17 protein-coding genes, 2 tRNA genes and 1 pseudogene are annotated in these 23811 nt (G+C 40.9%); 5 read left to right on the top strand and 15 right to left on the bottom strand.

From position 1 onward, the window contains the following. Positions 1 to 84 precede the first annotated feature (84 nt). From RDY04_RS08910 to pnp, 5 genes are all read right to left on the bottom strand, one after another. On the bottom strand, positions 85 to 486 hold the full coding sequence (locus RDY04_RS08910; RefSeq protein ID WP_303953277.1) for a Mini-ribonuclease 3: 402 nt from the start codon (positions 484 to 486) through the stop codon (positions 85 to 87). Further along, positions 479 to 1822 (bottom strand): cysteine--tRNA ligase, encoded by a 1344-nt coding sequence (gene cysS, locus RDY04_RS08905; protein WP_303953276.1) that lies wholly within the window; start codon positions 1820 to 1822, stop codon positions 479 to 481. The genes RDY04_RS08910 and cysS overlap by 8 nt, the downstream gene beginning before the upstream one ends. A 376-nt stretch (positions 1823 to 2198) precedes the next feature. Next, entirely contained in the window at positions 2199 to 2819 is a 621-nt protein-coding gene (cysE, locus tag RDY04_RS08900; RefSeq protein ID WP_003092303.1) for a serine O-acetyltransferase, read from the bottom strand. 73 nt (positions 2820 to 2892) lie between these two features. Continuing rightward, complete coding sequence (locus tag RDY04_RS08895) at positions 2893 to 3663, bottom strand: SseB family protein (protein WP_303953273.1); 771 nt, start codon at positions 3661 to 3663, stop codon at positions 2893 to 2895. Further along, on the bottom strand, positions 3660 to 5897 hold the full coding sequence (gene pnp / locus RDY04_RS08890) for a polyribonucleotide nucleotidyltransferase (RefSeq protein ID WP_303953270.1): 2238 nt from the start codon (positions 5895 to 5897) through the stop codon (positions 3660 to 3662). The genes RDY04_RS08895 and pnp overlap by 4 nt, the downstream gene beginning before the upstream one ends. Before the next feature lie 208 nt (positions 5898 to 6105). Here pnp and pbp3 (RDY04_RS08885) point away from each other — a divergent pair, with 208 nt between their 5' ends. Continuing rightward, positions 6106 to 7353, top strand: coding sequence for a D-alanyl-D-alanine carboxypeptidase PBP3 (gene pbp3, locus RDY04_RS08885; protein WP_303953266.1), 1248 nt, complete (start codon positions 6106 to 6108; stop codon positions 7351 to 7353). Between the two features lie 144 nt (positions 7354 to 7497). Then, positions 7498 to 8754 (top strand): D-alanyl-D-alanine carboxypeptidase PBP3, encoded by a 1257-nt coding sequence (gene pbp3, locus RDY04_RS08880; protein ID WP_303953263.1) that lies wholly within the window; start codon positions 7498 to 7500, stop codon positions 8752 to 8754. Positions 8755 to 8883: 129 nt separating this feature from the next. On the opposite strand, the gene RDY04_RS08875 is transcribed toward pbp3 (RDY04_RS08880), so the two are convergent. Together RDY04_RS08875 and RDY04_RS08870 are read right to left on the bottom strand one after the other, a co-directional pair. After that, the gene (locus tag RDY04_RS08875; RefSeq protein WP_303953260.1) at positions 8884 to 11334 is read right to left on the bottom strand and encodes an ATP-dependent Clp protease ATP-binding subunit; all 2451 of its coding nucleotides are present in this window, start codon (positions 11332 to 11334) and stop codon (positions 8884 to 8886) included. Then, on the bottom strand, positions 11335 to 11790 hold the full coding sequence (locus RDY04_RS08870; protein ID WP_303953257.1) for a CtsR family transcriptional regulator: 456 nt from the start codon (positions 11788 to 11790) through the stop codon (positions 11335 to 11337). 241 nt (positions 11791 to 12031) lie between these two features. Between RDY04_RS08870 and RDY04_RS08865 the strand changes: the two genes are divergently transcribed. Continuing rightward, entirely contained in the window at positions 12032 to 12502 is a 471-nt protein-coding gene (locus RDY04_RS08865) for a small multi-drug export protein (protein WP_004182164.1), read from the top strand. Between the two features lie 105 nt (positions 12503 to 12607). Here the strand turns inward: RDY04_RS08865 and tsf are convergent, their stop codons facing one another. Both tsf and rpsB read right to left on the bottom strand, forming a co-directional pair. After that, on the bottom strand, positions 12608 to 13648 hold the full coding sequence (gene tsf, locus RDY04_RS08860; protein WP_303953254.1) for a translation elongation factor Ts: 1041 nt from the start codon (positions 13646 to 13648) through the stop codon (positions 12608 to 12610). Between the two features lie 110 nt (positions 13649 to 13758). Continuing rightward, positions 13759 to 14526 carry a 30S ribosomal protein S2 gene (gene rpsB / locus RDY04_RS08855; RefSeq protein WP_002886342.1) on the bottom strand — a complete coding sequence of 256 codons (768 nt, stop codon included), beginning with the start codon at positions 14524 to 14526 and terminating at the stop codon, positions 13759 to 13761. A 361-nt stretch (positions 14527 to 14887) separates the two neighbouring features. Between rpsB and ahpF the strand changes: the two are divergent. Both ahpF and RDY04_RS08845 read left to right on the top strand, forming a co-directional pair. Continuing rightward, positions 14888 to 16033 (top strand): annotated as a pseudogene (gene ahpF, locus RDY04_RS08850) (alkyl hydroperoxide reductase subunit F); the annotation flags it as partial. Between the two features lie 175 nt (positions 16034 to 16208). After that, positions 16209 to 16279: transfer RNA gene (locus RDY04_RS08845), tRNA-Cys, on the top strand. Positions 16280 to 16366: 87 nt separating this feature from the next. Here the strand turns inward: RDY04_RS08845 and RDY04_RS08840 are convergent. From RDY04_RS08840 to RDY04_RS08815, 6 genes are all read right to left on the bottom strand, one after another. After that, a complete protein-coding gene (locus RDY04_RS08840; RefSeq protein WP_303953248.1) occupies positions 16367 to 16912 on the bottom strand; it encodes an NAD(P)H-dependent oxidoreductase in 546 nt (181 codons plus the stop codon). Between the two features lie 86 nt (positions 16913 to 16998). Next, positions 16999 to 17427: a MarR family winged helix-turn-helix transcriptional regulator gene (locus RDY04_RS08835; protein WP_295496261.1), complete on the bottom strand. Its 429-nt coding sequence runs from the start codon at positions 17425 to 17427 to the stop codon at positions 16999 to 17001. 132 nt (positions 17428 to 17559) lie between these two features. Next, positions 17560 to 17790: a GlsB/YeaQ/YmgE family stress response membrane protein gene (locus RDY04_RS08830; protein WP_002889604.1), complete on the bottom strand. Its 231-nt coding sequence runs from the start codon at positions 17788 to 17790 to the stop codon at positions 17560 to 17562. A 19-nt stretch (positions 17791 to 17809) separates the two neighbouring features. Continuing rightward, positions 17810 to 19051 (bottom strand): aminopeptidase, encoded by a 1242-nt coding sequence (locus RDY04_RS08825; RefSeq protein WP_303953243.1) that lies wholly within the window; start codon positions 19049 to 19051, stop codon positions 17810 to 17812. Between the two features lie 168 nt (positions 19052 to 19219). After that, complete coding sequence (locus tag RDY04_RS08820; RefSeq protein WP_303953240.1) at positions 19220 to 23614, bottom strand: PolC-type DNA polymerase III; 4395 nt, start codon at positions 23612 to 23614, stop codon at positions 19220 to 19222. A gap of 51 nt (positions 23615 to 23665) precedes the next feature. Further along, a tRNA-Leu gene (locus RDY04_RS08815) sits at positions 23666 to 23749 on the bottom strand. Positions 23750 to 23811: the final 62 nt, after the last annotated feature.

Here is a 23811-nt window from a genome sequence, read left to right as displayed (position 1 = left end):
TAGCTGGTGGTTTTCTTGTTTTTCTCTTCGAGAAAAACTGGCTTGAAGCCATAATAACAAAAAATCCTGCTCTCAGCAGAATTTTTAGATTTCTTTTTCAACTTCATCAATGCACCAAGCAACCAACTCTTCTAGGCGGTCGACATCCTCGGTCATATGAAGATAACCCATAACTGCCTCGAAACCTGTTGACATTTTATAGGTAATAACATCCGTATTTTTAGCCTTGGTATGACTCTTAGCATTACGACCTCGTTTGTATATGTCCAGCTCTTTTTCAGTTAAGAGCTCTTGCTCTAGCATTTTTTCAATGAGACTAGCTTGAGCTTTGGCTGAAACATAGCGTGTAGCTAGACGATGCAATTGATTTGGCTTGGTCTGGCCTTGAAAAATCAGATGACGGCGAATGTATAAGGAATAAACAGCATCTCCCTCAAAAGCGAGTGCAATACCATTAATAAGGTTGACATCAAGGTGTTTAGTCACGTGTCCACCTCACACCATCCTTGGTATCAAGTAACTTGATACCTTGAGCAGCCAACTCATCACGAATACGGTCTGCTGTCGCAAAGTCCTTGTTAGCACGCGCCGCCTGACGCTCTTCAATGAGTTTTTCGATATCTTCATCAAGGACTTCTTCTTCGAAAGCAATACCGAAGACTTGGAGAATTTTTTCAAAAGCAGCCTTAACGGTTTGATCATAATTGCCTGAATTAATCCATTTGGCCATGTCAAACAGGACAGTCACACCGTTTGCTGTATTAAAGTCATCATCCATAGCCGCCTGGAAAGCATCAAGATAAGTTTGCAACTCGGCTTGGCTTACCTCTTCTGTTAGTGGTAGACTGTGCGTATTTTTCAAATACTTGAGATTGACTTCAGCATCATGGATAGCTTTCTCGGTAAAGTTAATTGGTTTACGATACTGTTGTGTCGCTAGGAAGAAGCGAAGCACTTGCCCATCAACCGTCTTAAGCATATCATGAACAGTCACAAAGTTACCCAAGGATTTTGACATTTTCTCATTGTCCACATTGACAAAACCATTATGCATCCAGTAGTTAGCAAAGGTCTTGCCAGTTTTGGCTTCGGATTGTGCGATTTCATTAGTATGGTGTGGGAACTCAAGGTCCGCACCTCCACCATGGATATCGATAGTATCCCCAAGGATTTCAGTCGCCATAACAGAACATTCAATGTGCCAGCCTGGACGTCCAGGTCCCCAAGGACTTTCCCAAGAAATCTCTCCTTCTTTAGCAGCTTTCCAAAGGGCAAAATCCAGAGGATTTTCCTTACGATCTGTCTCAGCATCCGTACGTCCGCTAGCACCAATTTCAAGATCTTCCAAGGTCTTGTTAGCCAATTTAGCATAGTTGTTTGACTTAGCTACTCGAAAGTATACATCACCTTCAGCAACATAAGCAAAACCTTTATCAATCAAGGTTGACACAAATGCAATAATTTCATCCATGTAGTTAATAACACGAGGATTTTGTGTCGCTGGTTTGATTCCAAGTTGTGCAGTATCTTCCATAAAGGCCGCGATAAACTTGTCTGATAACTCTTTGGTCGAAATACCAGCTTCATTGGCTGCCTTAATAATCTTATCATCTACATCTGTAAAGTTAGAAATGTAGTTAACAGTGTAACCTCGATACTCAAAATAACGACGAATGGTATCAAAAGCTACTGTTGAACGGGCATTCCCGATATGAATGTAATTGTAAACTGTTGGTCCGCAGACATACATATTGACAATATTTTCTGTCAACGGTACAAAATCACGAAGAGAACGCGTCATCGTATCATAAATTTTTATCACTAGAGATTCCTTTCAATTAGCTGGAAACTATTTTTTATCCCTGAAATGGTTTAAGTATAAACACAAGAGTATAACAAGAATGATAATCCCCATGGCCGCAAATAGCTGACCTTGAGTCAAAAGAGACATAGCTGAAAGGAAACTCCCAACTATATAAAAGACCAAAAAACGATTGTCCTTGAAGAATTTTTTCATTACTCAAATCTCACTTGTGTCGTTGCTTAAAAACAAGACCGGCCCATAACAGAGCAATGCAAAACCATAAGGTGGCCATGCTATAGTCTGCTCTATGTAAAGCAACGTAAACAAGAGCAAGAGGCCCCACAACCGTCAATCGAGTCACCTTTGAACTAAAGAGTTTCATCTTTTTCTTTCCTTATAGACGTGATGAGTGAAAGCTAGCGGCTTTTAGAAGATCTTCCAGCTTTTCGCTATAGTATTCACGACCTTCCTCAATGTCATGAATCACTTCTTCATCCTTTTTACCGTGAACACGAACGACCTTAGCAGGGACACCAACTACCGTAACATCTTCTGGGACATCGGCAACAACCACAGCTGCTGCACCTACCTTAGCATTTTTTCCAATCTCAATAGGACCAATAACCTGAGCATGGGCTGAAACCAATGCACCCTCACGAACGGTTGGGTGACGTTTTCCGACATCTTTACCAGTACCACCTAAAGTAACACCGTGATAGAGCATAGCTCCTTTTTCAACCACAGCTGTTTCACCAATGACAAGGCCAGAACCGTGATCAATAAAGACACCTTCAGCAATCTGAGCCCCAGGGTGAATCTCAATTTGAGTCCAAAATCGCCAAAATTGACTATGCATACGAGCTAACAGTCGACAATGGTGGCGCCAGAGAAAATGTGAGATACGATGAGCAGCCAAAGCCTTTAGACCAGGATAGGTTAAAAGAACCTCCAAACTTGTCCGAGCCGCTGGGTCATTTTTCTTTACAATATCAATACTTTCTTTCCACCACCCCATATAGGTCACTCCTTATATCATTATTGTTTACTGTCGCCTTATTATCTTTTTCAGAGGTTTGATAATACTAGGATTACTTACTATCATTCTCAAAATAAGCCCAGTCGACTAACTCAGGCTGCTCATCAAACGGATTGATGACAATACCTTGAACCTTATCCAACTCATTTTCACCTGTTGAAGGCTGGTAAATTTCTGACAGTGGCCATTGCAAAATCGTCCCTTTAGCCTTACGGAAAGGTAGACCAAAAGTCTCGTTACCATACCATTTTGCAAAGCTCGTTAAGTTTGTAAACACAGGCACATAACTCTGTCCCTCTGCATTCGACATGGTCGCAAAGAGACGGTCATCCTGGCCATCTTCCTCGCGTTTGTGAATGAAGGCTGGAACAAGATAAATCTTATCTTTAGAATCTGCCTTTTGATTTTCCTCACCCAAAAGATTATTTAAGGTCTGAGTGAAATAGTTGATAAACTGGATAAGTTCACTGCTTGCAAAAAGAGTGGTATTTGAGAAATCACCATCCTCTTTTAAATTGAAAGCAAGACCAAAAAGCTCTGCCTGAACCAGTTGTGTTAGGATATCTAAGCTTGAACGTTCTATCCAAGTCTGTTCTCGAGCACTCTCTTGAGTAGTTTTGAAAGATTGTAGGTCCTGTTCACTAGTGAAGACAGGAACAACCTTCTTGCCTTCCACTTCAACTGCGTAGAGGTCTTGGGCAGCCAAGACGGGAGTACGTTGTAGGTGATTAACCAAAGCCAGACTGGTTAAAAAGTGGTCTGGTTCCTTTAAAAATTCTTTTAGAGTTTCATCAAAAGCTTGCAATTCTTGATTTTCTGTCATTCTTCTGTCTGTTCTTTCGTTTCTGATTTATCAGGATTTTTCGGTGCTTCACCATTTTCATTATGGTGGCGTGGTTTGTGATGAGAACGACGGCGGTGATGATGCTCTCCTTCATTTTCCCCGTCCTCAATCTTTTCAGGCTTAGGAAGCAAGGTCTTAATTGAGGCATCGATACGTCCTTTTTCATCGATTTTGATAATTTTAACAGTTACCATATCCCCAACCTTAACAACATCTTCGACACGCTCAGTGCGTTCCCAAGCTAGTTCTGAGATGTGGACGAGAGCATCTGTCTTATTAAAGAGGTGAACAAAGGCACCGAACTTTTCAATACGCACAACTGGTACAGTGTAGACCTCGCCAACATTTGCTTCACGTACAAGATCGGAGATGATAGCTTTAGCACGGTTAATAGCATCCTGATCACTAGAGAAAATCTGAACAAGTCCCTCTTCATCGATATCAATAGTGACACCAGTCTCAGCGATAATCTTGTCAATTGTTTCGCCACCTTTACCGATGACAACCTTAATCTTGTCAACAGGAATCTGAATACTGTCAATCTTAGGCGCTGTTGGTGCCAATTCTGGACGTGGCTCAGCGATTACTGACTCAATAACATCAAGAATCTCAAAACGAGCTACCTTGGCTTGAGCCAAAGCCTCTTCGAGAATGGCAGGTGTAATACCTGAAATCTTAATATCCATCTGAAGAGCTGTAATTCCTTGACGTGTACCAGCCACCTTAAAGTCCATATCACCAAAATGATCTTCTAAACCTTGAATGTCAGTTAAAACAGTGTAGTTAGTTCCATCTGAAATAAGACCCATGGCAATCCCCGCAACAGGTGCCTTAATCGGCACCCCACCTGCCATAAGAGCCAAAGTGCCTGCACAAATAGAAGCCTGTGAAGAAGAACCATTTGACTCCAAGACTTCGGCTACCAAACGGATAGCATATGGAAACTCTTCAACGCTTGGAAGAACTTGAGCAAGGGCACGTTCACCTAAAGCTCCGTGACCAATTTCACGACGGCCTGGTGCACCGTAACGCCCTGTTTCACCCACCGAATACTGAGGAAAATTGTAGTGGTGAAGGAAACGTTTCTTATACTCTGGATCCAAACCATCAACAAGTTGTGTATCACTCATAGGTGCCAAAGTCAAAACCGACAAGGCTTGAGTTTGACCACGTGTAAAGAGACCTGAACCATGAACCTTAGGAAGAAAGTCAATCTCTGCGTCCAAAGGACGGATTTCATCCACACGACGACCATCTGGACGAACCTTGTCTTCTGTAATCAGACGACGCACTTCAGCATGTTCCATCTGCTCAAGGATTTCTGCTACATCACGCAAAATGGTTTCCTTATCTTCATCTTCGGCAAAGCGTTCTTGATAAGAAGCGAGGACCTCTTCTTTTACAGCCTGGGTTGCTGCTTCACGCGCCAGTTTTTCTTCCACCTGAACAGCCTTAGCTAATTGATCATAATAAGCTGTTTCGATTTCGACTTTCAAATCAGCATCAACTTGGAGCAGTTCAACCTCAGCCTTTTCCTTACCAACAGCTGCAACGATATAATTTTGGAAATCAACCAACTCTTGAATAGCTTCATGTCCCTTCAAGAGTGCTTGCAACATAATATCCTCGGACAATTCCTGAGCACCTGACTCTACCATATTGATAGCTTCCTTGGTACCTGCCACTGTCAAGTCTAAAAGTGAAACTTCTTTATCTGATGCACTTGGGTTGATGATGAAATCTTCCGCTGCATAAGCCACTTGAACCCCAGCAATAGGACCATTGAAAGGAATATCAGAGATAGAAAGAGCTAAAGAACTCCCAAACATAGCAGCCATTGGAGCACTAGCGTTTTCATCATAAGAGAGAACAGTATTAATGACTTGAACTTCGTTACGAAACCCCTCCGCAAACATAGGCCGAATAGGACGGTCAATAAGGCGAGCAGTCAAAGTGGCGTCTGTTGAAGGACGCCCCTCACGCTTGTTAAAGCCCCCCGGGAACTTACCAGCTGCATACATTTTTTCCTCGTAATTAACCTGTAAAGGAAAGAAATCTGCAGTTGCCATCTTTTTAGACATAACAGCTACTGACAATACGGTTGTATCTCCATAACGTACTACAACGGCACCATTAGCCTGCTTGGCTACATGTCCCACTTCCACAACAAGTGGGCGTCCTGCAAAGGTCATCTCAAAAGTTTGTTTAGCCATGTTTGATCCCTCTTTTTATCCATAACCAGCCCCACAAAAACGAACTAGTCAACTTTATATCATTCATTTGATATAACTTCCATTTTACCATATTATAGTCGAAAATGGCAGAGCTTCGGCATAAGTTGCACTCCAAGCTCTTCTCGATTTCAGATATTTAAGTGGTTTTGTGATATAATGAACACTTATGAGAGCCAAAGGAATGACTATGAAAAAATTACAACACATCATTATGATTGCCTTAATCTTAATAGGCCTAGCAACACCTACTCTAGCACAAGAACAGACAGATGACTTCAATGTTTCCGCTAAACATGCGATTGCTATCGAAGCAACTACAGGGAAAGTCCTCTATGAAAAGGACGCCACTACTCCTGATGGTGTTGCTTCAATGACGAAAATCCTGACAGCCTACATGGTGTACAAAGCTGTTGATCAAGGTAAAATTAATTGGGACACTGAGGTAGATATCTCAGACTATCCATTCAACCTAACAGTTGATTCAGAAGTTTCAAATGTCCCACTAGATTCCCGAAAATACACTGTTAAACAGCTCCTAGATGCCACCCTCATTTCCAGCGCTAACAGTGCTGCTATTGCTCTAGCTGAAAAAATCTCAGGATCAGAGAGTGCCTTTGTTGACACTATGACAGCCCAACTTAAAGAATGGGGCATTACAGATGCTAAATTATTTAATGCTTCTGGTCTAAACAATAAATACCTTGGGGACAACCGCTACCCTGGCTCTAAAGCAGATGACGAGAATACTATGAATGCTCTAGATGTTGCCATTATTGCAGACCACCTCATCAAAGACTATCCTCAGGTACTTGAAATCACCAAGCAAACCGAAACTGATTTCGAAGGGGACAACAAATTAACGACGCACAACTACATGTTGGAGGGTCAAGACAACTACCGTGAAGACGTTGATGGACTCAAGACTGGAACAACTGAACTTGCAGGGGCATCCTTTGTAGCCCACTCCAATGAAAATGGCATGAATTTGATTACCGTTGTTATGAATGCGGACAATGGTGGAGAGGATGTAGCTGCTCGATTCACAGCTACAAATGAGTTGCTAGATTACGTGACTCAAAACTGGGGAATCAAAACCCTCAACACCAAGGGACAAATCGTCAAGAAAAATGATATTAAGGTAGCCGATGGAGCCAGTCAAACCATCTCTGCTAAACTCGAGTCGGACCTTACAGTCGTTCAAAAAATAAACAGCAAAAATGATGCTGTTAAAATCAAAGCAAAAACTATAACAGCACCTATCAAAAAAGGTGACACTATTGGAACAGCGACCTTTGATGATAAGGATCTCGTTGGAACAGGTTACATCTCTGATCCACCTCAAATTTCTGTAACAGCCAACCAATCTATCAAGAAAAGTTTCTTCTTAAAAGTTTGGTGGAACCATATCATTAATTTCTTTACAGGAAACAAGTAAACACAAAACTACCTTTTAGCTATCAAAAGGTAGTTTTATCTTGCCTTCAAAATTGGTCCTGTAAGTAAAAGCCCCTTCTCAACACCTTAAGTTCCTCTCAAAATGTGGTATAATAAATATCCAAAACACATGAAGGAACAAACCATGAAAAAACTGATTACGCTTATGATGACCTTCTTACTCTGTCTGGGAAGCGTAGCCCCTGCTTTTGCAGCAGATAAGAAAAAAGGATATGATGCCGCAGCCAAACATGCCATCGCTGTCGAAGCTAATACTGGCAAAATTTTATATGAAAAAGATGCCACTACCTCTACAGGGATTGGCTCTATTACAAAGCTCCTAACAGCCTACATAGTGTATAAAGCGGTAGATCAGGGAGACCTCAAATGGCATAGCAAAGTTGAGATTTCTGACTACCCATTTGAACTAACTGTCAGTGCCGAAGTATCTAATATTCCACTAGATGCCCGCAAATACACTGTCAAACAACTTCTTGACGCAACCCTTATTTCCAGTGCCAACAGTGCTTCCATTGCTCTAGCCGAGGAAATCGGAGGAACCGAAAGTAAGTTTGTCGACATGATGAAAGCCCAACTCAAAGACTGGGGTATTACTGATGCCAAGATTGTCAATGCCTCTGGTCTTAATAATTCCTACTTAGGTGACAATATCTATCCAGGCTCTAAATCTGACGAAGAAAATACCATGAGTGCTAAGGACGTTGCTATCATTACGCAACACGTTGTGAAAGAATATCCCGAAATCCTAAACATCACTAAAAAAACTGAGGCTGACTTTGATGGTGTCAACAAACTCAAAACTTCCAACTATATGCTTAAGGGACAACCTAGTTACCGTAAAGGAGTGGATGGCCTAAAAACGGGAACCACTGATTTAGCCGGTGCTTCCTTCGTGGCCCACTCAAATGAAAGTGGCATGAGCATTATCACAGTCATTTTGAATGCTGATAATACCGATACTGATGACTACGCCCGTTTCACTGCAACTAACGACCTGCTTAACTACGTTGTCTATCATTGGGAAAGCAAGACCATTGCCAAGAAAGGACAAGCTATCGGTAAAAGTCAAGCCTCTGTCCTTGATGGTAAATCTAAGCAAGTCACTGCCGTCGCTAAATCTGACTTTAATATCATCCAAAAAATAGATGCTAACAATAACAAACACATTAAAGTCACTACCAACCAGATGCAAGCCCCTGTCAAGGCAGGAAACAAGGTGGGAACAGCCGCCTTTGAAGATAAGGATCTTGTAGGAGAAGGTTACTTGCCTAACCAGGGTATGCCTAGCATGGAACTGGTTGCTGGTAAAGAAGTTAAGAAAAGCTTCTTCCTCAAGGTTTGGTGGAATCACTTTGTCACCTTTGTCAACGAAAAACTCTAATACTTACAGTCGAGCGTGGCTCGGCTTTTTCTTTTACGCCTACTTTACAGAAAGATTGACTCTACATTGACTCCTATTGACACAACAAAAAGACAAACTACACCTGTAATCTGTCTTTTTGTTTGATTTTTACACTACTGTAAAGGTTAATTTATCTTTCGAGCAGCCGATTTTAAGAGTTTGTCCACTAACTACTTGGCTACCTAGTAAGAGCTCAGATAATTTATCCTCCACTTGAGTTTGAATCGTACGACGTAATGGACGAGCACCCATCTCAACATCATAGCCATCTTTAGCTAAATGCTTAAGGGCAGCTGGTTGGAATTTCAAGTCAATCCCTTTTTCAGCCAAAGCTGATACCAACGGTTTCACCATAATCTTAACAATCTCACGAAGTTGCTCTTCCTCAAGACTATGGAAGACAACCTTCTCATCAATACGGTTGATAAACTCTGGACGGTAGGCCTTCTTAAGTTCTTCCATAATACGTGACTCCATAGCTTGGTGATTATGAGAAATGTCTTGGGCACCAAAACCAACGGTCTTATCATCACGAAGAGCAGTCGCTCCCAAGTTCGAAGTCATAATGATAATGGTATTTGAGAAGTCAACTTTACGACCTCGACTATCCGTCAAAACACCATCATCCAAAACCTGTAAGAGGATGTTGAAAATATCTGGGTGAGCCTTTTCCACCTCGTCAAAGAGGAGAACTGAGTAAGGCTTATTGCGAACTTTCTCTGTTAATTCACCACCCTCATCATATCCAACATAACCTGGAGGAGCACCGTTAAGTCGGCTAGCCGCAAATTTTTCCATGTATTCTGACATATCAAAACGAAGCAAAGCTGACTCATCATCAAAGAGAACTTCCGCCAAAGCCTTGGCCAATTCTGTCTTACCAACACCAGTAGGTCCAAGGAACATGAAAGAACCAATCGGACGTTTGCCAGTACGAATACCTGACTGGTTACGACGAATAGCACGACTGATCGCCGAAACTGCTTCGTCTTGACCAATAACACGTTTGTGAAGCTCTGCTTCCAGATTCAAGTAACGCTTGCTATCTGCCTGAGTCATCTTCTCAACAGGAATACCTGATAGACGACTAAGGGTTTGCATAATCTGATTTGCATCTACCAAGGCAGGTTTTGGTAATTTTGCTTTTTGGCTAGCTTTATATTGTTTAACAGCAGCCTTCATATCACCAGATAGAAGTGCTTCATCCAAAGGTGTTATCTCACGTTTGGCTTCTTTTTTGATACGACCTTGAACAGTGGCACTTGCTTCATCTAAAAGATCAATGGCAGAGTCAGGTAAGTTTTTACTCGTCAAATAACGGTGGGCCGCCTTGACCGCTGTCTCAACTGCCTCATCAGTAATCGTTACACGATGATAGTCTTCATAAGACGAACGTAGGCCTTTTAGAATATCAATCGCCTCAGCTACACTTGGCTCCTCAATTGTAATCTTAGCAAAACGACGAGAAAGAGCTGCATCTTTCTCAATATGCTTCTGGTACTCAGCTTGAGTAGTTGCTCCAACCATATGAAGGGTTCCACGTGCTAGAGCAGGTTTCAAAATATTCGCCGCATCTAAGGTACTATCAATACCTGAACCAGAACCAATAATCGTATGCAATTCGTCAATAAAGAGAATGATTTTTCCATCAGCTTCAATCTCATCAATGATTTGATTCATACGTTCTTCGAAATCGCCACGGAAACGTGTTCCTGCAACCACACTCATCATATCAAGCTCTAAGATACGCATATCAGCCAACTCAAAAGGTACTTCGCCTGAAGCAATACGTTGTGCCAAGCCAAGCGCAAGTGCCGTCTTACCAACACCTGCTTCACCCACAAGAACTGGGTTATTCTTTGTTTTACGACTCAAAACCTGAATCATGCGTGAAATTTCTTTCTCACGTCCAATAACAGGATCAAGGGCACCTGACTCGGCTACTGCCGTTAAGTCTTTGGTGTAATCTGACAGTTCCCCAGTAGAAGATTGAGGAGGCTGCATCATATTAGCAAAATTCCCTGATGCCTTTGATTTTTTAGGCTTACGAAGGTCATGAATGGCCTTCAAATCTTGCTTACTAAGACCTGCGTAACGCTCCAAAGAACGTCGTAAATCGATAATACGAGGCTTATCACTGTCATCCTTATATTGAAAACCAGCCACTTCAAGGAGACGACAAACCATCAAATCCTTATGAAGAAGGAAGGCCATCAATACATGTTCAGACCCTACCTCTACAGCACCAGTCACACTAGCAATTCCCTCTGCCTCTTGCAACATAGCCTCTAAAGCATGTGACTGTGCACGTAAATCGATAATATCTGATTCAGACAAGTCTTTTGGACTTTTCTCCATCGCTAGTACAGCAGCGGTCTCAATCTCTTCCGCACGAATACGGTCCTCAAAATCAGTAAAGGTTAAGTAGGCTACAGATCCTGGAACCTCAACCATAGCCAGAAGCACATGCCAAGTCTCCAAGAAAGGACTTCCAAAACGCTCTGCCTCAAGCTGAGAACGATGGAAAATGGCCTGCATTTTTCTTGAATATGTTGTCATCTAATTTCCTTTTCTATCCAATCTAAGTAATAGCGAGCGTAGAATACGCGAACGAATAATAGCCGCATCTTCGCCTAAAACATCATCACTAGCAGTCGCTAAAATCAAATTTCCCTCACGCTCAGTGATGATCTTTTCATCAAAAAGCAACTGAATCAAGTCTGTAAATACCTGCTCGCTGAGCTGATCTGCCAAATTTTGCAGCAAATCATTAATCATATGGTGTTTGTCGGAGAATCTAACTTTGACAATGCGAATATAGCCGCCACCACCACGTTTACTCTCAACAATATACCCACGACTCTCTGTAAAACGAGTCTTGATAACATAGTTAATCTGACTTGGTACTACTTGAAAAGCATCTGCCAAGTTCGAGCGTTGAATCTCAGCAGTTCCAGACTGGCCCAGCAATTCTTTAATATATTCTTCTATACTATCTGATGTATTTCTTGCCATCTTAATTCCTCCAGTCTAATTTGACTATAACTGACTATTATTATACCAAAAATGTTAGCTCATGGGAAACTATACTCTCGAAAAGCTTTTTAAAGTTGTCATTAGAGAACATATAAGATACAATAAATAAGACTAAAAATAGTAGGTGTCTCAATTTTTTACTAAAATATCCTGAACACCACGATAAAACTCATATTCCTTGAATTTTATCTCTTATTTATTTCCCTATGAAAGGTTACTCATGAAATACATCATTGCACTCTTAATCTCTATGATTCCTTTAGTGGAGCTCCGTGGAGCTGTTCCTGTTGCTATCGCCTCAGGTATTCCTTGGTGGCAGGCCCTCATTCTTTGTGTTATTGGAAACATGATTCCAGTTCCAATTATTTTCTTCTTTGCCCGCCGTGTTCTCGAATGGGGGGCAGACAAACCTCTGATTGGCGGCTTCTTTACCTGGTGCCTTAAAAAAGGTCACAGTGGTGGCCAAAAACTTGAAAAAGCTGCCGGAGATAAGGGTGTCTTCTGGGCCCTCCTACTTTTTGTGGGAATTCCGCTTCCAGGAACAGGAGCTTGGACTGGCACTCTAGCAGCATCTATCCTAGATTGGGACTTTAAACGTAGTGTTATTGCTGTTATGCTTGGGGTTATCCTTGCAGGTATCATCATGGGAACACTCTCTCTTCTACTTGGTGTAAATACCTTTGCTCATTAATTACTTTGTTAACGTCTGAGGCATGCTCAGATGTTTTTTAATAGCAACAAAAAAGAAGCTACGATTCATTCACGTAACTTCTTTCTTTTTATCTAGCAACTAGAATTAGTTGTTAAGGGCTGCTGCCATTGTAGCTGCAACTTCTGATTCAAAGTCGTTAGATGCTTTTTCGATACCTTCACCAACTTCAAAGCGAACGAATTCTACTACTGAAGCGTTTACTGATTCAAGGTAAGCCTCAACTGTCTTGCTGTCGTCCATGATGTAAACTTGAGCAAGAAGTGTGTATGCTTGGTCAACTTTAGTGTTGTCAAGCAAGAAGCGGTCCATTTTACCTGGGATGATTTTATCCCAGATTTTTTCTGGTTTACCTTCAGCAGCCAACTCAGCTTTGATATCTTCTTCAGCTTGAGCAAGAACAGCATCAGTCAATTGAGCCTTAGATCCATATTTAAGGTGTGGAAGAGCTGGTTTGTTAACCATTGCACGGCTTTCGTTATCTTGATCGATAGCGTGGTTAAGTTGTGCCAATTCATCTTTAACAAATTGTTCGTCCAACTCAGTATATGAAAGAACAGTTGGTTTCATCGCTGCGATGTGCATTGAGATTTGTTTTGCAAGAGCATCATCTCCACCTTCGATAACTGAAACAACACCGATACGTCCACCGTTGTGTTGGTAAGCTCCAAAGTGTTGTGCATCAGTTTTCTCAACAACTGCAAAACGACGGAATGAAATCTTTTCACCGATAGTAGCTGTAGCAGTTACGTATGCAGCTTCAAGAGTTTCACCTGAAGGCATAGTCAATGCAAGTGCTTCTTCGTTGTTAGCTGGTTTACCTTCAGCAATAACTTTAGCTGTTTCGTTGACCAACTCAACGAATTGAGCGTTCTTCGCAACGAAGTCAGTTTCAGCGTTAACTTCAACAACTGCTGCAACGTTACCGTTAACGTAAACACCAGTCAAACCTTCAGCTGCAACACGGTCAGCTTTCTTAGCTGCTTTAGCCATACCTTTTTCGCGAAGCAATTCAATCGCTTTTTCGATATCACCGTCAACTTCAACCAATGCTTTTTTAGCGTCCATGACACCAGCACCAGATTTTTCACGCAATTCTTTAACAAGTTTAGCTGTAATTTCTGCCATTTTGTTTTTCTCCAAATTTATTTTATCAAACTAAGGGGCAGGGCTGAGCCCCGCCCCTTAGGTGTTTATCGTATCTTTAGTGAGCATCGAGCCCAAACCAATCTTAAAGATTAGTTGTTGTCACCTTCGACAACTTCAACGATTTCTTCGATTGAATCAGCTGCAGCTGCTTCTTGGAAATCTGCAGAAGCATCTTCCCCTTGGTTACCTTCGATGATAGCGTCAGCCATTTTTGAAGTGATCAATTTAACGGCACGGATAGCGTCATCGTTAGCTGGGATGATTACATCGATCTCATCTGGATCAGCATTTGTATCAACCATTGCTACAACTGGGATACCAAGTTTTTTAGCTTCTTTGACAGCGATTTGTTCTTTGTGTGGGTCAACGATGTAGATTACATCTGGAATACGAGGCATATCTTCGATACCACCCAAGAATTTTTCAAGACGTGCACGTTGTTTGTTAAGAAGTGCAACTTCTTTCTTAGGAAGAACTTCGAAAGTTCCATCAGCTTCCATTTGTTTGATTTCTTTCAAACGAGCGATACGTTTTTGGATAGTATCCCAGTTTGTAAGAGTACCACCCAACCAACGGTGATTGATGTAGTATTGACCAGCACGAGTTGCTTCTTCAGCAACTGCTTCAGCAGCTTGTTTTTTAGTACCAACGAACAAGATTACTGCATCGTTAGCTGCTGCTTCACGAACGAATTCGTAAGCTGTGTCAGCCATTTTTACAGTTTGTTGCAAGTCGATAACGTGGATTCCGTTACGTTCTGTGAAGATGTACTTAGCCATCTTAGGATTCCAGCGACGAGTTTGGTGACCAAAGTGAACACCAGCCTCAAGAAGTTGTTTCATTGAAATTACTGCCATGAGTATTTCTCCTTAAAAAATTGTTTTTTCCTCTTCTAAGCTTTAGACTTGCAGTCCCACCCTGCGGCAACAAGACCACAATCGGCTTAAAATGAGTATTTGTCACTCTACGCAACTATAGTAGTTTATCAAAAAAAGTGATATTTGACAAGCTATAAAATCAATAACCTCGTTGGAAAAAACATACTTTCATTAAAAAATAAAATCGTTTTCTTTAAGATTGATAAGTATTTTATTTATAATTAGGCTTTCAAAAATAGAGGATGACATTATTTTGCCATTAGTCAGAAAAGAAATTATAGAATTTTCAGCACAAGCTTCTCAAAATGGGGAATTCATCACTGTAACAGATGAAGATATTAATTGTCCAGATGTCGTTCAAGCTTTTAATATTATGGCTGTTTTGAACCTAAATATCACACATACTATGATTGAAGGTGGTATGTATCAGGATAAAGTCAAAGCGAAAGGTATCATGGCTGTTCCTACGGTTTATAAAGACCAAGAAGAATTTACATCTGGTCGTGCAAGCATTGAACAGCTTGTAGAAAAACTCGACGGCCCACTTGATGCTGATGCTTTCGCTGGTAAAGGTGTCTATGATGTTTTGGTTATTGGTGGTGGTCCTGCTGGAAACGGTGCTGCAATTTATGCTGCCCGTAAAGGACTTAAAACTGGTCTTTTAGCAGAAACCTTTGGCGGACAAGTTATTGAGACAGTTGGTATTGAAAACATGATTGGTACGCTATATACAGAAGGTACTAAGTTAATGGCCCAAGTTGAAGAGCATACTAAATCTTACGACGTTGATATCATCAAAAGTCAATTAACTACTAGCATTGAAAAGAAAGAACTCATTGAAGTAACACTGGCTAACGGTGCCGTTTTAAAATCCAAAACTGCTATCCTAGCTCTAGGAGCCAAATGGCTTAATATCAACGTTCCTGGCGAGGAAGAATTCCGCAATAAAGGGGTTACTTACTGCCCACACTGTGATGGTCCACTATTTGAAGGGAAGAATGTTGCAGTTATTGGTGGTTGTAACTCAGGTTTGGAAGCGGCTTTAGATTTAGCTGGTATCACTAAACATATTACGGTCTTAGAGTTCTTACCTGAATTAAAGGCAGATCAAGTCTTACAAGAACGAGCTGCTAAAACGGATAATCGAACCATTCTTAAGAACGTTGCAACAAAAGAAATTCTGGGTCAAGATTATGTGACTGGTTTGAGTTACGTTGAGCGTGATACAAATGAAGAAAAACATCTTAACCTTGAGGGTGCCTTTGTTCAAATTGCTCTTGCACCAAGTACTGCTTGGCTCAAAGACAGTGGCATTGAACTCAATGAACGCCAAGAAATTATCGTTGATAAATTTGGTCCAACAAATATCTCTGGTATTTTTGCAGCAGGTGACTATACTGACAGCGCCTACAAACAAATCATTATTTCCATGGGGTCTGGTGCTACAGATGCTATCGGAGCCTTTGATTACTTGATTAGACAATAATCAAAACTTACGTGTTAGTAATCTATATACAACAGTTATAATTAATACAAAGAAGTTGAATGTCTTTCAACCTCTTTATGTTTCTTGTAAATAGGCAGTTTGAACAATCAACCAGTCAATTTGATGAAAGAGACTTGACGAATCTTTTTTTTTTCGATAGAATGGTATCTGTTATGGCGGTATAGCCAAGTGGTAAGGCACGGCTCTGCAAAAGCTTGATCGTCGGTTCAAATCCGTCTACCGCCTTCATAATACGAAGACACCTTAGGGTGTCTTTTTTCATTGTTGCATATAAAAATACCCGAAGCTAGAAAGCTCAGGTATTCATTATTCTTATTTAATCGCATCAATCAAAGCTTCCGCTTGATTCTGAAGGCTTTCAAGAACTTCTTCTGTTGCTACGAATTTTCCATCTACCCAAGCTGTATCATTTACACGTGTCGCTGTAAAATCACCAACTACTTGGGTACGGATAAATGGTAACAATTCTTTGTAGGCATCAAAAAGTTGATTGTGACCACCATTAGCAACTGATGACACGGTTACAATCTTATCTTGAAGAGCTGATGGCCCTGAAGGATCTGATAGGTCAAGGGCCCGGCTTAGCCAGTCAAGCAAATTTTTCACTGGCCCAGGAATTGAAAAATTATAAACCGGTGAGAAAATCCAGATAGCATCCGCTGCCAAGATATGCTCTCGAACTTCTGTCAAAACAGGAAGAACTGGACTTTCTAAATCCTGATTAAAAACAGGTACTTGACTATATTCAAGATAAGAAACATTAGCTTTACCAGCTAGCATTTTCTCAGCTTCTTCTGCTAATTGGTGGTTAAATGATCCCTTACGAAGAGAACCAACGATAAATAGAATATTTTTCATGATAAATTTCCTTTGTATTTCTAACAATTGTTTTTACTACTACATAGTAATATAATTGATTTTATTATAAATATAAAGAAATATGCTCAGACATTCTTAAATTTTTTCAGAAGCTCTACCAATTGGAACTGTTCGTCAGGAGACAAAACGGAAAAAGTCTCCTCAATGGCTCGCTGATGTGGGGGGATTGCGGCTTGAATAATACGGCGGCCCTCATCCGTCAAATCAACCTCAAAAGCACGCTTATCTGTTTGGCAAGCTTCTCGTGTCAACCAACCCTTTTTCTCCATGTTTTTAATGACGACAGTCATATTACCCGAAGTGGCAAGCATGCAATCAATTAATTCACCAATCTTCATGCATCCCTTGGTATTAAGCACGTCCATGACTCCAAACTGGGTTGGCGTTAAATTAAATTCTTTAAAGGTCTCAGAAACCTTGGCATCGATAGTACGAAATGCTTTACGCATGACCACCATACTCTTTACAGCCATGTTTTTATCTAAGTCACTCATTTCTAGCCCTTTCCAAATAGATGCTGTTTTTATTACTCTACCACAGTTTTTCTAAAAGTGGTATATGGAAATGAAAAAATAAGAAAAAAGAGTCCTTAAATATCTAACCAATACCTCAGAACTCTTTCATTTCTAACTATTACGATTCCAAAAAAGGGCTAATAAGATAACAGCACCTAGTACCGAAGGAACGATAGCAGTATCTGCTAGCATCGGTCCCCAATTTCCAAAAAGAAGCTGACCAACAAAAGCACCTAGCCATCCAACAAAGGTCTTGCCAATACAGCCCATACGTTCACCCCTATTTGATATAGCAGAGGCAATAAGGCCAATTAGAAAACCAACTATCATACTTCCAATCATAAGAAATCCTCCATCACTCTTAGATTACCCAATCCCCATTTCGGAAGATAGGTACACGGCTACCATCTTGGCGGATACCATCAATATCCATTTGATTTGAACCAATCATAAAATCTACGTGTACATCAGAACGATTAAGACCAGCTTCCTTAAGCTCCTCTTCTGTCATATCTGCTCCCCCCTTAACACTAGTAGCATAGGCTGCTCCAATAGCTAGGTGGTTAGAAGCATTCTCATCAAAAAGAGTATTAAAGAAGGTAATCCCTGACTGCGAGATTGGACTTGGATCTGGTACCAAGGCACATTCACCTAGAGCACGTGCCCCATTATTGTTGAAGACGAGATTCTTCATCACTTCGTCACCTTGGTCTGCTGTGATGTCTACAATTTCACCATCTTTGAAGGTTACTTTGATTCCCTCAATAATATTACCATTATAGCTTAGTGGTTTTGTACTTGAGACATAACCATCTGCACGACGGAAATCAGGAGCTGTGAAGACTTCTTCTGTCGGCATATTAGGAAGGAAGCCCTCACCTTGTGCATTGATGGCACCTGCAGACTCCCAAACATGGTTTTTAGGTAATCCTAGAGTTAAATCTGTTCCAGGTGCTGTGTAATGAAGGGCTGAGAATTGCGCCTCATTGAGTAGGCGTGCTTTAGCATCTAAACGGTCAGCATGTTCCTTCCAGGCATGTACAGGGTCCTCTTCGTAAACACGACAGGTCTTGAAAATTTGGTCCCAAAGTAAATCTACAGCTTCCTCATCACTCGAAGCATCAGGAAAGACCTTCTTAGCCCATTCCTTACCAGCTGCAGCAGCTACAGTCCAACTAACCTTATTAGACTGAGTTGCCACCTGCATAGGTTTAAAGGCTACCCCAGTAGCCTTAGCATGAGCAGATAGACGTTCAGGAGCTACACCATTAAGGGCACCCGGATCAGAAGAACGGACTCCTAAACGACTTGCCTTCTTGCCCAGCAAATATTCCATCTCAGCTTTTTTATAAGCTGGAACCTCTTCAATTCGATCTATCTCTGCATGCAAGAAACGCTCTCGATTAATAATATCATCCGACCATTGAACAATTACCTCAGCTGCTCCTAGAGCATAGGCTTCTTTAACTAAGAGATGTGCTAGCTCTGCTTGTTCTACATCAATGCTCAAGGCCACTGTATGACCAGGTTGTACATTAATCCCATTAGCAACCAGTAATTTAGCATATTTCTCAAGATTTTCTTTAAAATTTGGTAAAACCATGATTAACTCCTTGAAACTATAATTTTCTAACAGTATACCATAAGACTAAGAAAAAAGTTTTCTATCAGCTTTAACCTTGCCTTACCCACTACAGTTGGCAAGAAAAATAAAAAAGAGAACAGAGACTAACTCCATCCTCTCAAGTTTATGCACGACTTCTTTTAGCTCTTAAAAGAAATCATCAAAAAGACTTAACTGATTATCTTCTGGCATATTTCCTAGAATGCCCATTTCATCCAATTTTTCAACCAAGGTTGATGATAGGCCTCCTCGTTTACGCAATTCTGTTTTGGAGAGAAATTCCCCTTCTTCACGCGCAGCAACTACTTGCTTCGCAACGTTTTCACCCAAACCTTCAAGTGCGATAAACGGAGGAATCAAGGTATCTCCTTCAATCAAAAATTCAGTCGCCTGACTCTTATAAAGATCTAACTGGCCAAAAGTAAAGCCACGTTCTAACATTTCATTGACAATTTCAAGCGTTGTAAACAAGTCATTTTCAACATTAGTCGCTTCATTTCGTTGGCGCTTCTCCTTAATATCTTCCATTCGAGCTTTAACAGCATCAAGACCCGCAGACATCGTCTTAAGCTCAAATGCTTTAGCTCGAATCGAGAAGTAGGCACAATAGTAATAAATAGGATGGTGCACTTTGAAATAAGCTACACGTAGGGCCATCATAACGTAGGCTGCCGCATGGGCTTTAGGAAACATGTACTTGATTTTACCACAAGATTCAATATACCAGTCTGGAACATTATTTTCACGCATGGCTTGAATATAACCATTTCGCTCTTCTTCAGAAATTTTCAACCACATTCCCTTACGCACACGTTCCATAATGGTAAAGGCCATCTTAGGATCTAACCCTGCATGCATTAGGTATACCATAATATCATCACGACAACCGATAACTGTTTTCAAGGTGGCAATACCTTCCTTGATCAAATCTTGTGCATTACCCAACCACACATCTGTACCATGGGATAAACCAGATAACTGCAAGAGTTCCGCAAAGGTTGTCGGATGCGTCTCATCGACCATACCACGAACAAAGTTAGTCCCAAACTCAGGGATTCCCAACATTCCCGTTGGTGTCCCAATCTGTTCAGGTGTCACCCCCAAGATTTCAGTCCCTGAAAAAAGTTTCATCACATCTGGATCATCTGCTCGAATATCTTTGGGATCAATTCCTGATAGGTCCTGTAACTTACGAATCATAGTCGGATCATCATGCCCCAGAATATCTAGCTTCAACACGTTCTCATCGATATCGTGGAAGTTAAAGTGAGTTGTCTGCCAAGCAGCCGTTACATCATCAGCCGGATATTGAACAGGTGTAAAATCATAGACATCCATATAATTTGGAATAACAACAATACCACCCGGGTGCTGACCTGTGTTTCGCTTAACACCAGCAGCCCCCATAGCTAAACGATCGACCTCGGCATCACGGTAAAACTTATTGTAGTCACGTTCGTAACCTTTGACAAAACCATAAGCTGTCCGATCTGCAACAGTACCTACTGTTCCAGCACGAAAAGCATATTGCTCTCCAAAAATATCACGAACATCCAAGTGGGCTGACGGTTGATCATCTCCGGAAAAGTTCAAATCGATATCAGGTACCTTATCCCCATCAAAACCTAGGAAAGTCTCAAAAGGAATATCCTGACCATCTTTTTTATACTCCGTTCCACATTCTGAACATTCCTTATCAGGCAAATCAAAACCCGATCCATATGAACCATCTGTAATGAACTCTGAGTGTTGACAATTAGGACAGAGATAATGTGGTGGCATCGGATTGACCTCGGTAATTCCAATCATCGTCGCAACAAAACTAGAACCGACAGATCCACGCGAACCAACTAGGTAGCCACGTTCATTTGAACGGTTAACTAGCATCTGAGAAGCCAGGTAGATTACGGCAAATCCATTACCAAGAATTGAAGACAGCTCTTTCTCAATTCGCAGGTCAATAATATCAGGCAAAGGATTACCATAGAGTTCAAACGCTCTAGCATATGTCATCTCCGCAACCTGTTCTTCCGCACGATCAATGAAAGGTGTGTACAAGTCTTTTTTGACAACCTCAACCTCTTCAATTTGGTCCGCCATAGCCTGCGTATTAGTTACAACAATTTCATAGGCTAAGTCTTTTCCCAAAAAGGCAAAGTCGTCTAGCATCTCGTTCGTTGTCCTAAAATGAGCTTCAGGTAAGGGAGCAGGTTTTGCATTTTCTCCCTTACCAATTGGCCTATTAATCATGGCTCCTTGTCCCAAAGCACGAACAATGATTTCACGATAAATGGCATCCTCAGGGTTGATATAGTGTACATTTCCTGTAGCCAGCACAGGTTTGTCCAGACGATTAGCGACTTCAATCAAATCTCGAATCAGTTGTTCTATGGCCGCCTCATCCTTGATTAAATCCTTTGCAATCAAGGGTGCATAAATTGCCGGTGGCATAACTTCAATAAAGTCATAATATTTAGCAACTTCAACCGCCTTGTCAATACCGTGAGACAGAAGCGTATCAAAAACCTCACCATCAGCACAAGCAGAACCTACAATGATTCCCTCACGATACTCATCTAAGACCGTACGAGGAATACGTGCTACCCCCTCAAAGTATGAGACATTTGATAAACTTACCAACTTAAAGATATTCTTCAAGCCAGTTTGATTCTGAACATATAGCGTTGCATGTTTGACACGAGACTTTTTATACGAATCTTCAGAAACCAACTCCGTATTCAACTGTTCCAGATTAGTCAAACCGTGCTTATCAAACACATCTTTTATGAAGATAAACAACAGACGGCCCGTAGCTTCCGCATCATAATTGGCCATATGGTGGTGGTCCAACGCCACACCAAACCGCTTCGTCAAAGGACCCAAACCATGACGCTTATACTCAGGATAAAGATTTCGTGCAAATTCTAAAGTATCAATAACCGGTTGTGAAATTATTGGTAACTGATGTCTTTCGTAATTGGCATTCATAAAACCAACGTCAAAGGTCGCATTATGGGCCACTAGAACAGTTCCTTTACAGAATTCTTGAAACTCCTGTAAAACTTGCACTAAAGGTTTAGCACCCTTAACATGATTATCAGTAATACCAGTCAACTCAGTAGTAAATGCAGAAAGAGGATGGCCTGGGTCTATGAATTCATCAAATTGCTCAATAATATTACCTTTATGCATTTTTGATGCCGCAATCTGAATCAAATCATTATGAACAGCAGACAAGCCCGTTGTCTCAACGTCAAATACAACATAAGTTGCTTCTTTTAATTCCAAATCCTCAGAATTATAAACAATAGGTACCTTATCCTCAACAAGATTAGCCTCAAGACCAAAAATAGCTTTAATCCCAGCTTTTTTAGCCCTATGGTAGCCATGAGGAAAGCTCTGAACATTAGCATGATCTGTTATAGCCACTGCTGGGTGTCCCCAAGAGGCAGCAGTATCAATAAGATCTTCAACAGTTGGCATTGCATCCATAGTCGACATATTGGTATGCGCATGAAATTCTACACGCTTTTGTCCCTCAGGCATCAAATCCTTACGAGGAGTATGTGAAATTTCTTTAATATCTTGCACATTCATAGTCAGACTATGAGTGAAAGGATTATTCTCGATACGGCCACGAACCCTAACCCAGTTCCCCTTTTTTATCATATCGAACTTAGCGAGCTCATCACTATCTTTGACCCATCGTTGCATAGCAAAACTAGAGGTATAATCAGTTACCTTGAAATTAATAATAATTCGACCCGTCTTAGTTTCACGTTGCTCTACATCAAAAATATATCCTTCAAAAACAACACGATTCTCTTCAGAATTAATATCAACCATTGGCGTTATTTCAGCCTTATCAAAACTAGCTTGACGTTGACTTTGTTTCTCAGCAAAATTTTGGGACGGTTCTCTCACGGGTTTCGGTGCTGGGGCACTTTCAAGAATAGATTGAAGCGCTTGTCTTGCTTGAGACTCAGCTTGTTCTTGTAAAGAAACCTTATTTGTTTGGTAAGCCTCTTCTAAAGAAGATGAAGCAACCTTATCTTCGACAACAGAAATGGATACATCAGATAAACCAACTTGAGAAAGAGATTTAGATATCAAAGAGATAAATCTATCCTGTAAATTTTCCTTTATAATATGCTCTGGAGCCTTAACAAAAATACTATTATTCGAAATCTCAACCTCTAGATTTGAGAATAAAGAATAAATAGAAAAGTGAGACACTTTTAAACTATCTAAAGCATATGAAAAATAATCTCCAAGTAATGAATCATCGCAAGCAGTAGTAAGTAAACGAATCTCAAAAAAAGCTTTGGCACCTAAAGAATTGAAGGAAGAATGAAGTAAACTATCAAAAAGAGTAAAAGACTCATAAGACAGAGCACTAGGAAAAGAAAAAACAAAAAACCACTGGCGCTTTGATTTAAATAGCTTTACTGTTTCGATAGAACCATCTTTAATTTCTTTAAAAGCATCATGATCCTCAGGAAAACGAATTTGTTTTAAGAGAAGCTGAAATTTATTAAACATAAAAAATAAACTCCTATAGACAAAAAAACACTCCTTAAGGAGTGTAACTTATACCGGCGGCCGGGGTCGAACCGGCACGTCCTTGCGGACACTGGATTTTGAGTCCAGCGCGTCTGCCAATTCCGCCACGCCGGCAAAGTGTAACTGGGGTAGCTGGATTCGAACCAACGCATGAGGGAGTCAAAGTCCCTTGCCTT

Origin of the sequence: uncultured Streptococcus sp., assembly GCF_902463925.1 — a bacterium.
GTDB lineage: Bacteria > Bacillota > Bacilli > Lactobacillales > Streptococcaceae > Streptococcus.
Note: the sequence above shows the minus strand (reverse complement) of the source record. Positions and strands in the feature narration are given on the sequence as shown.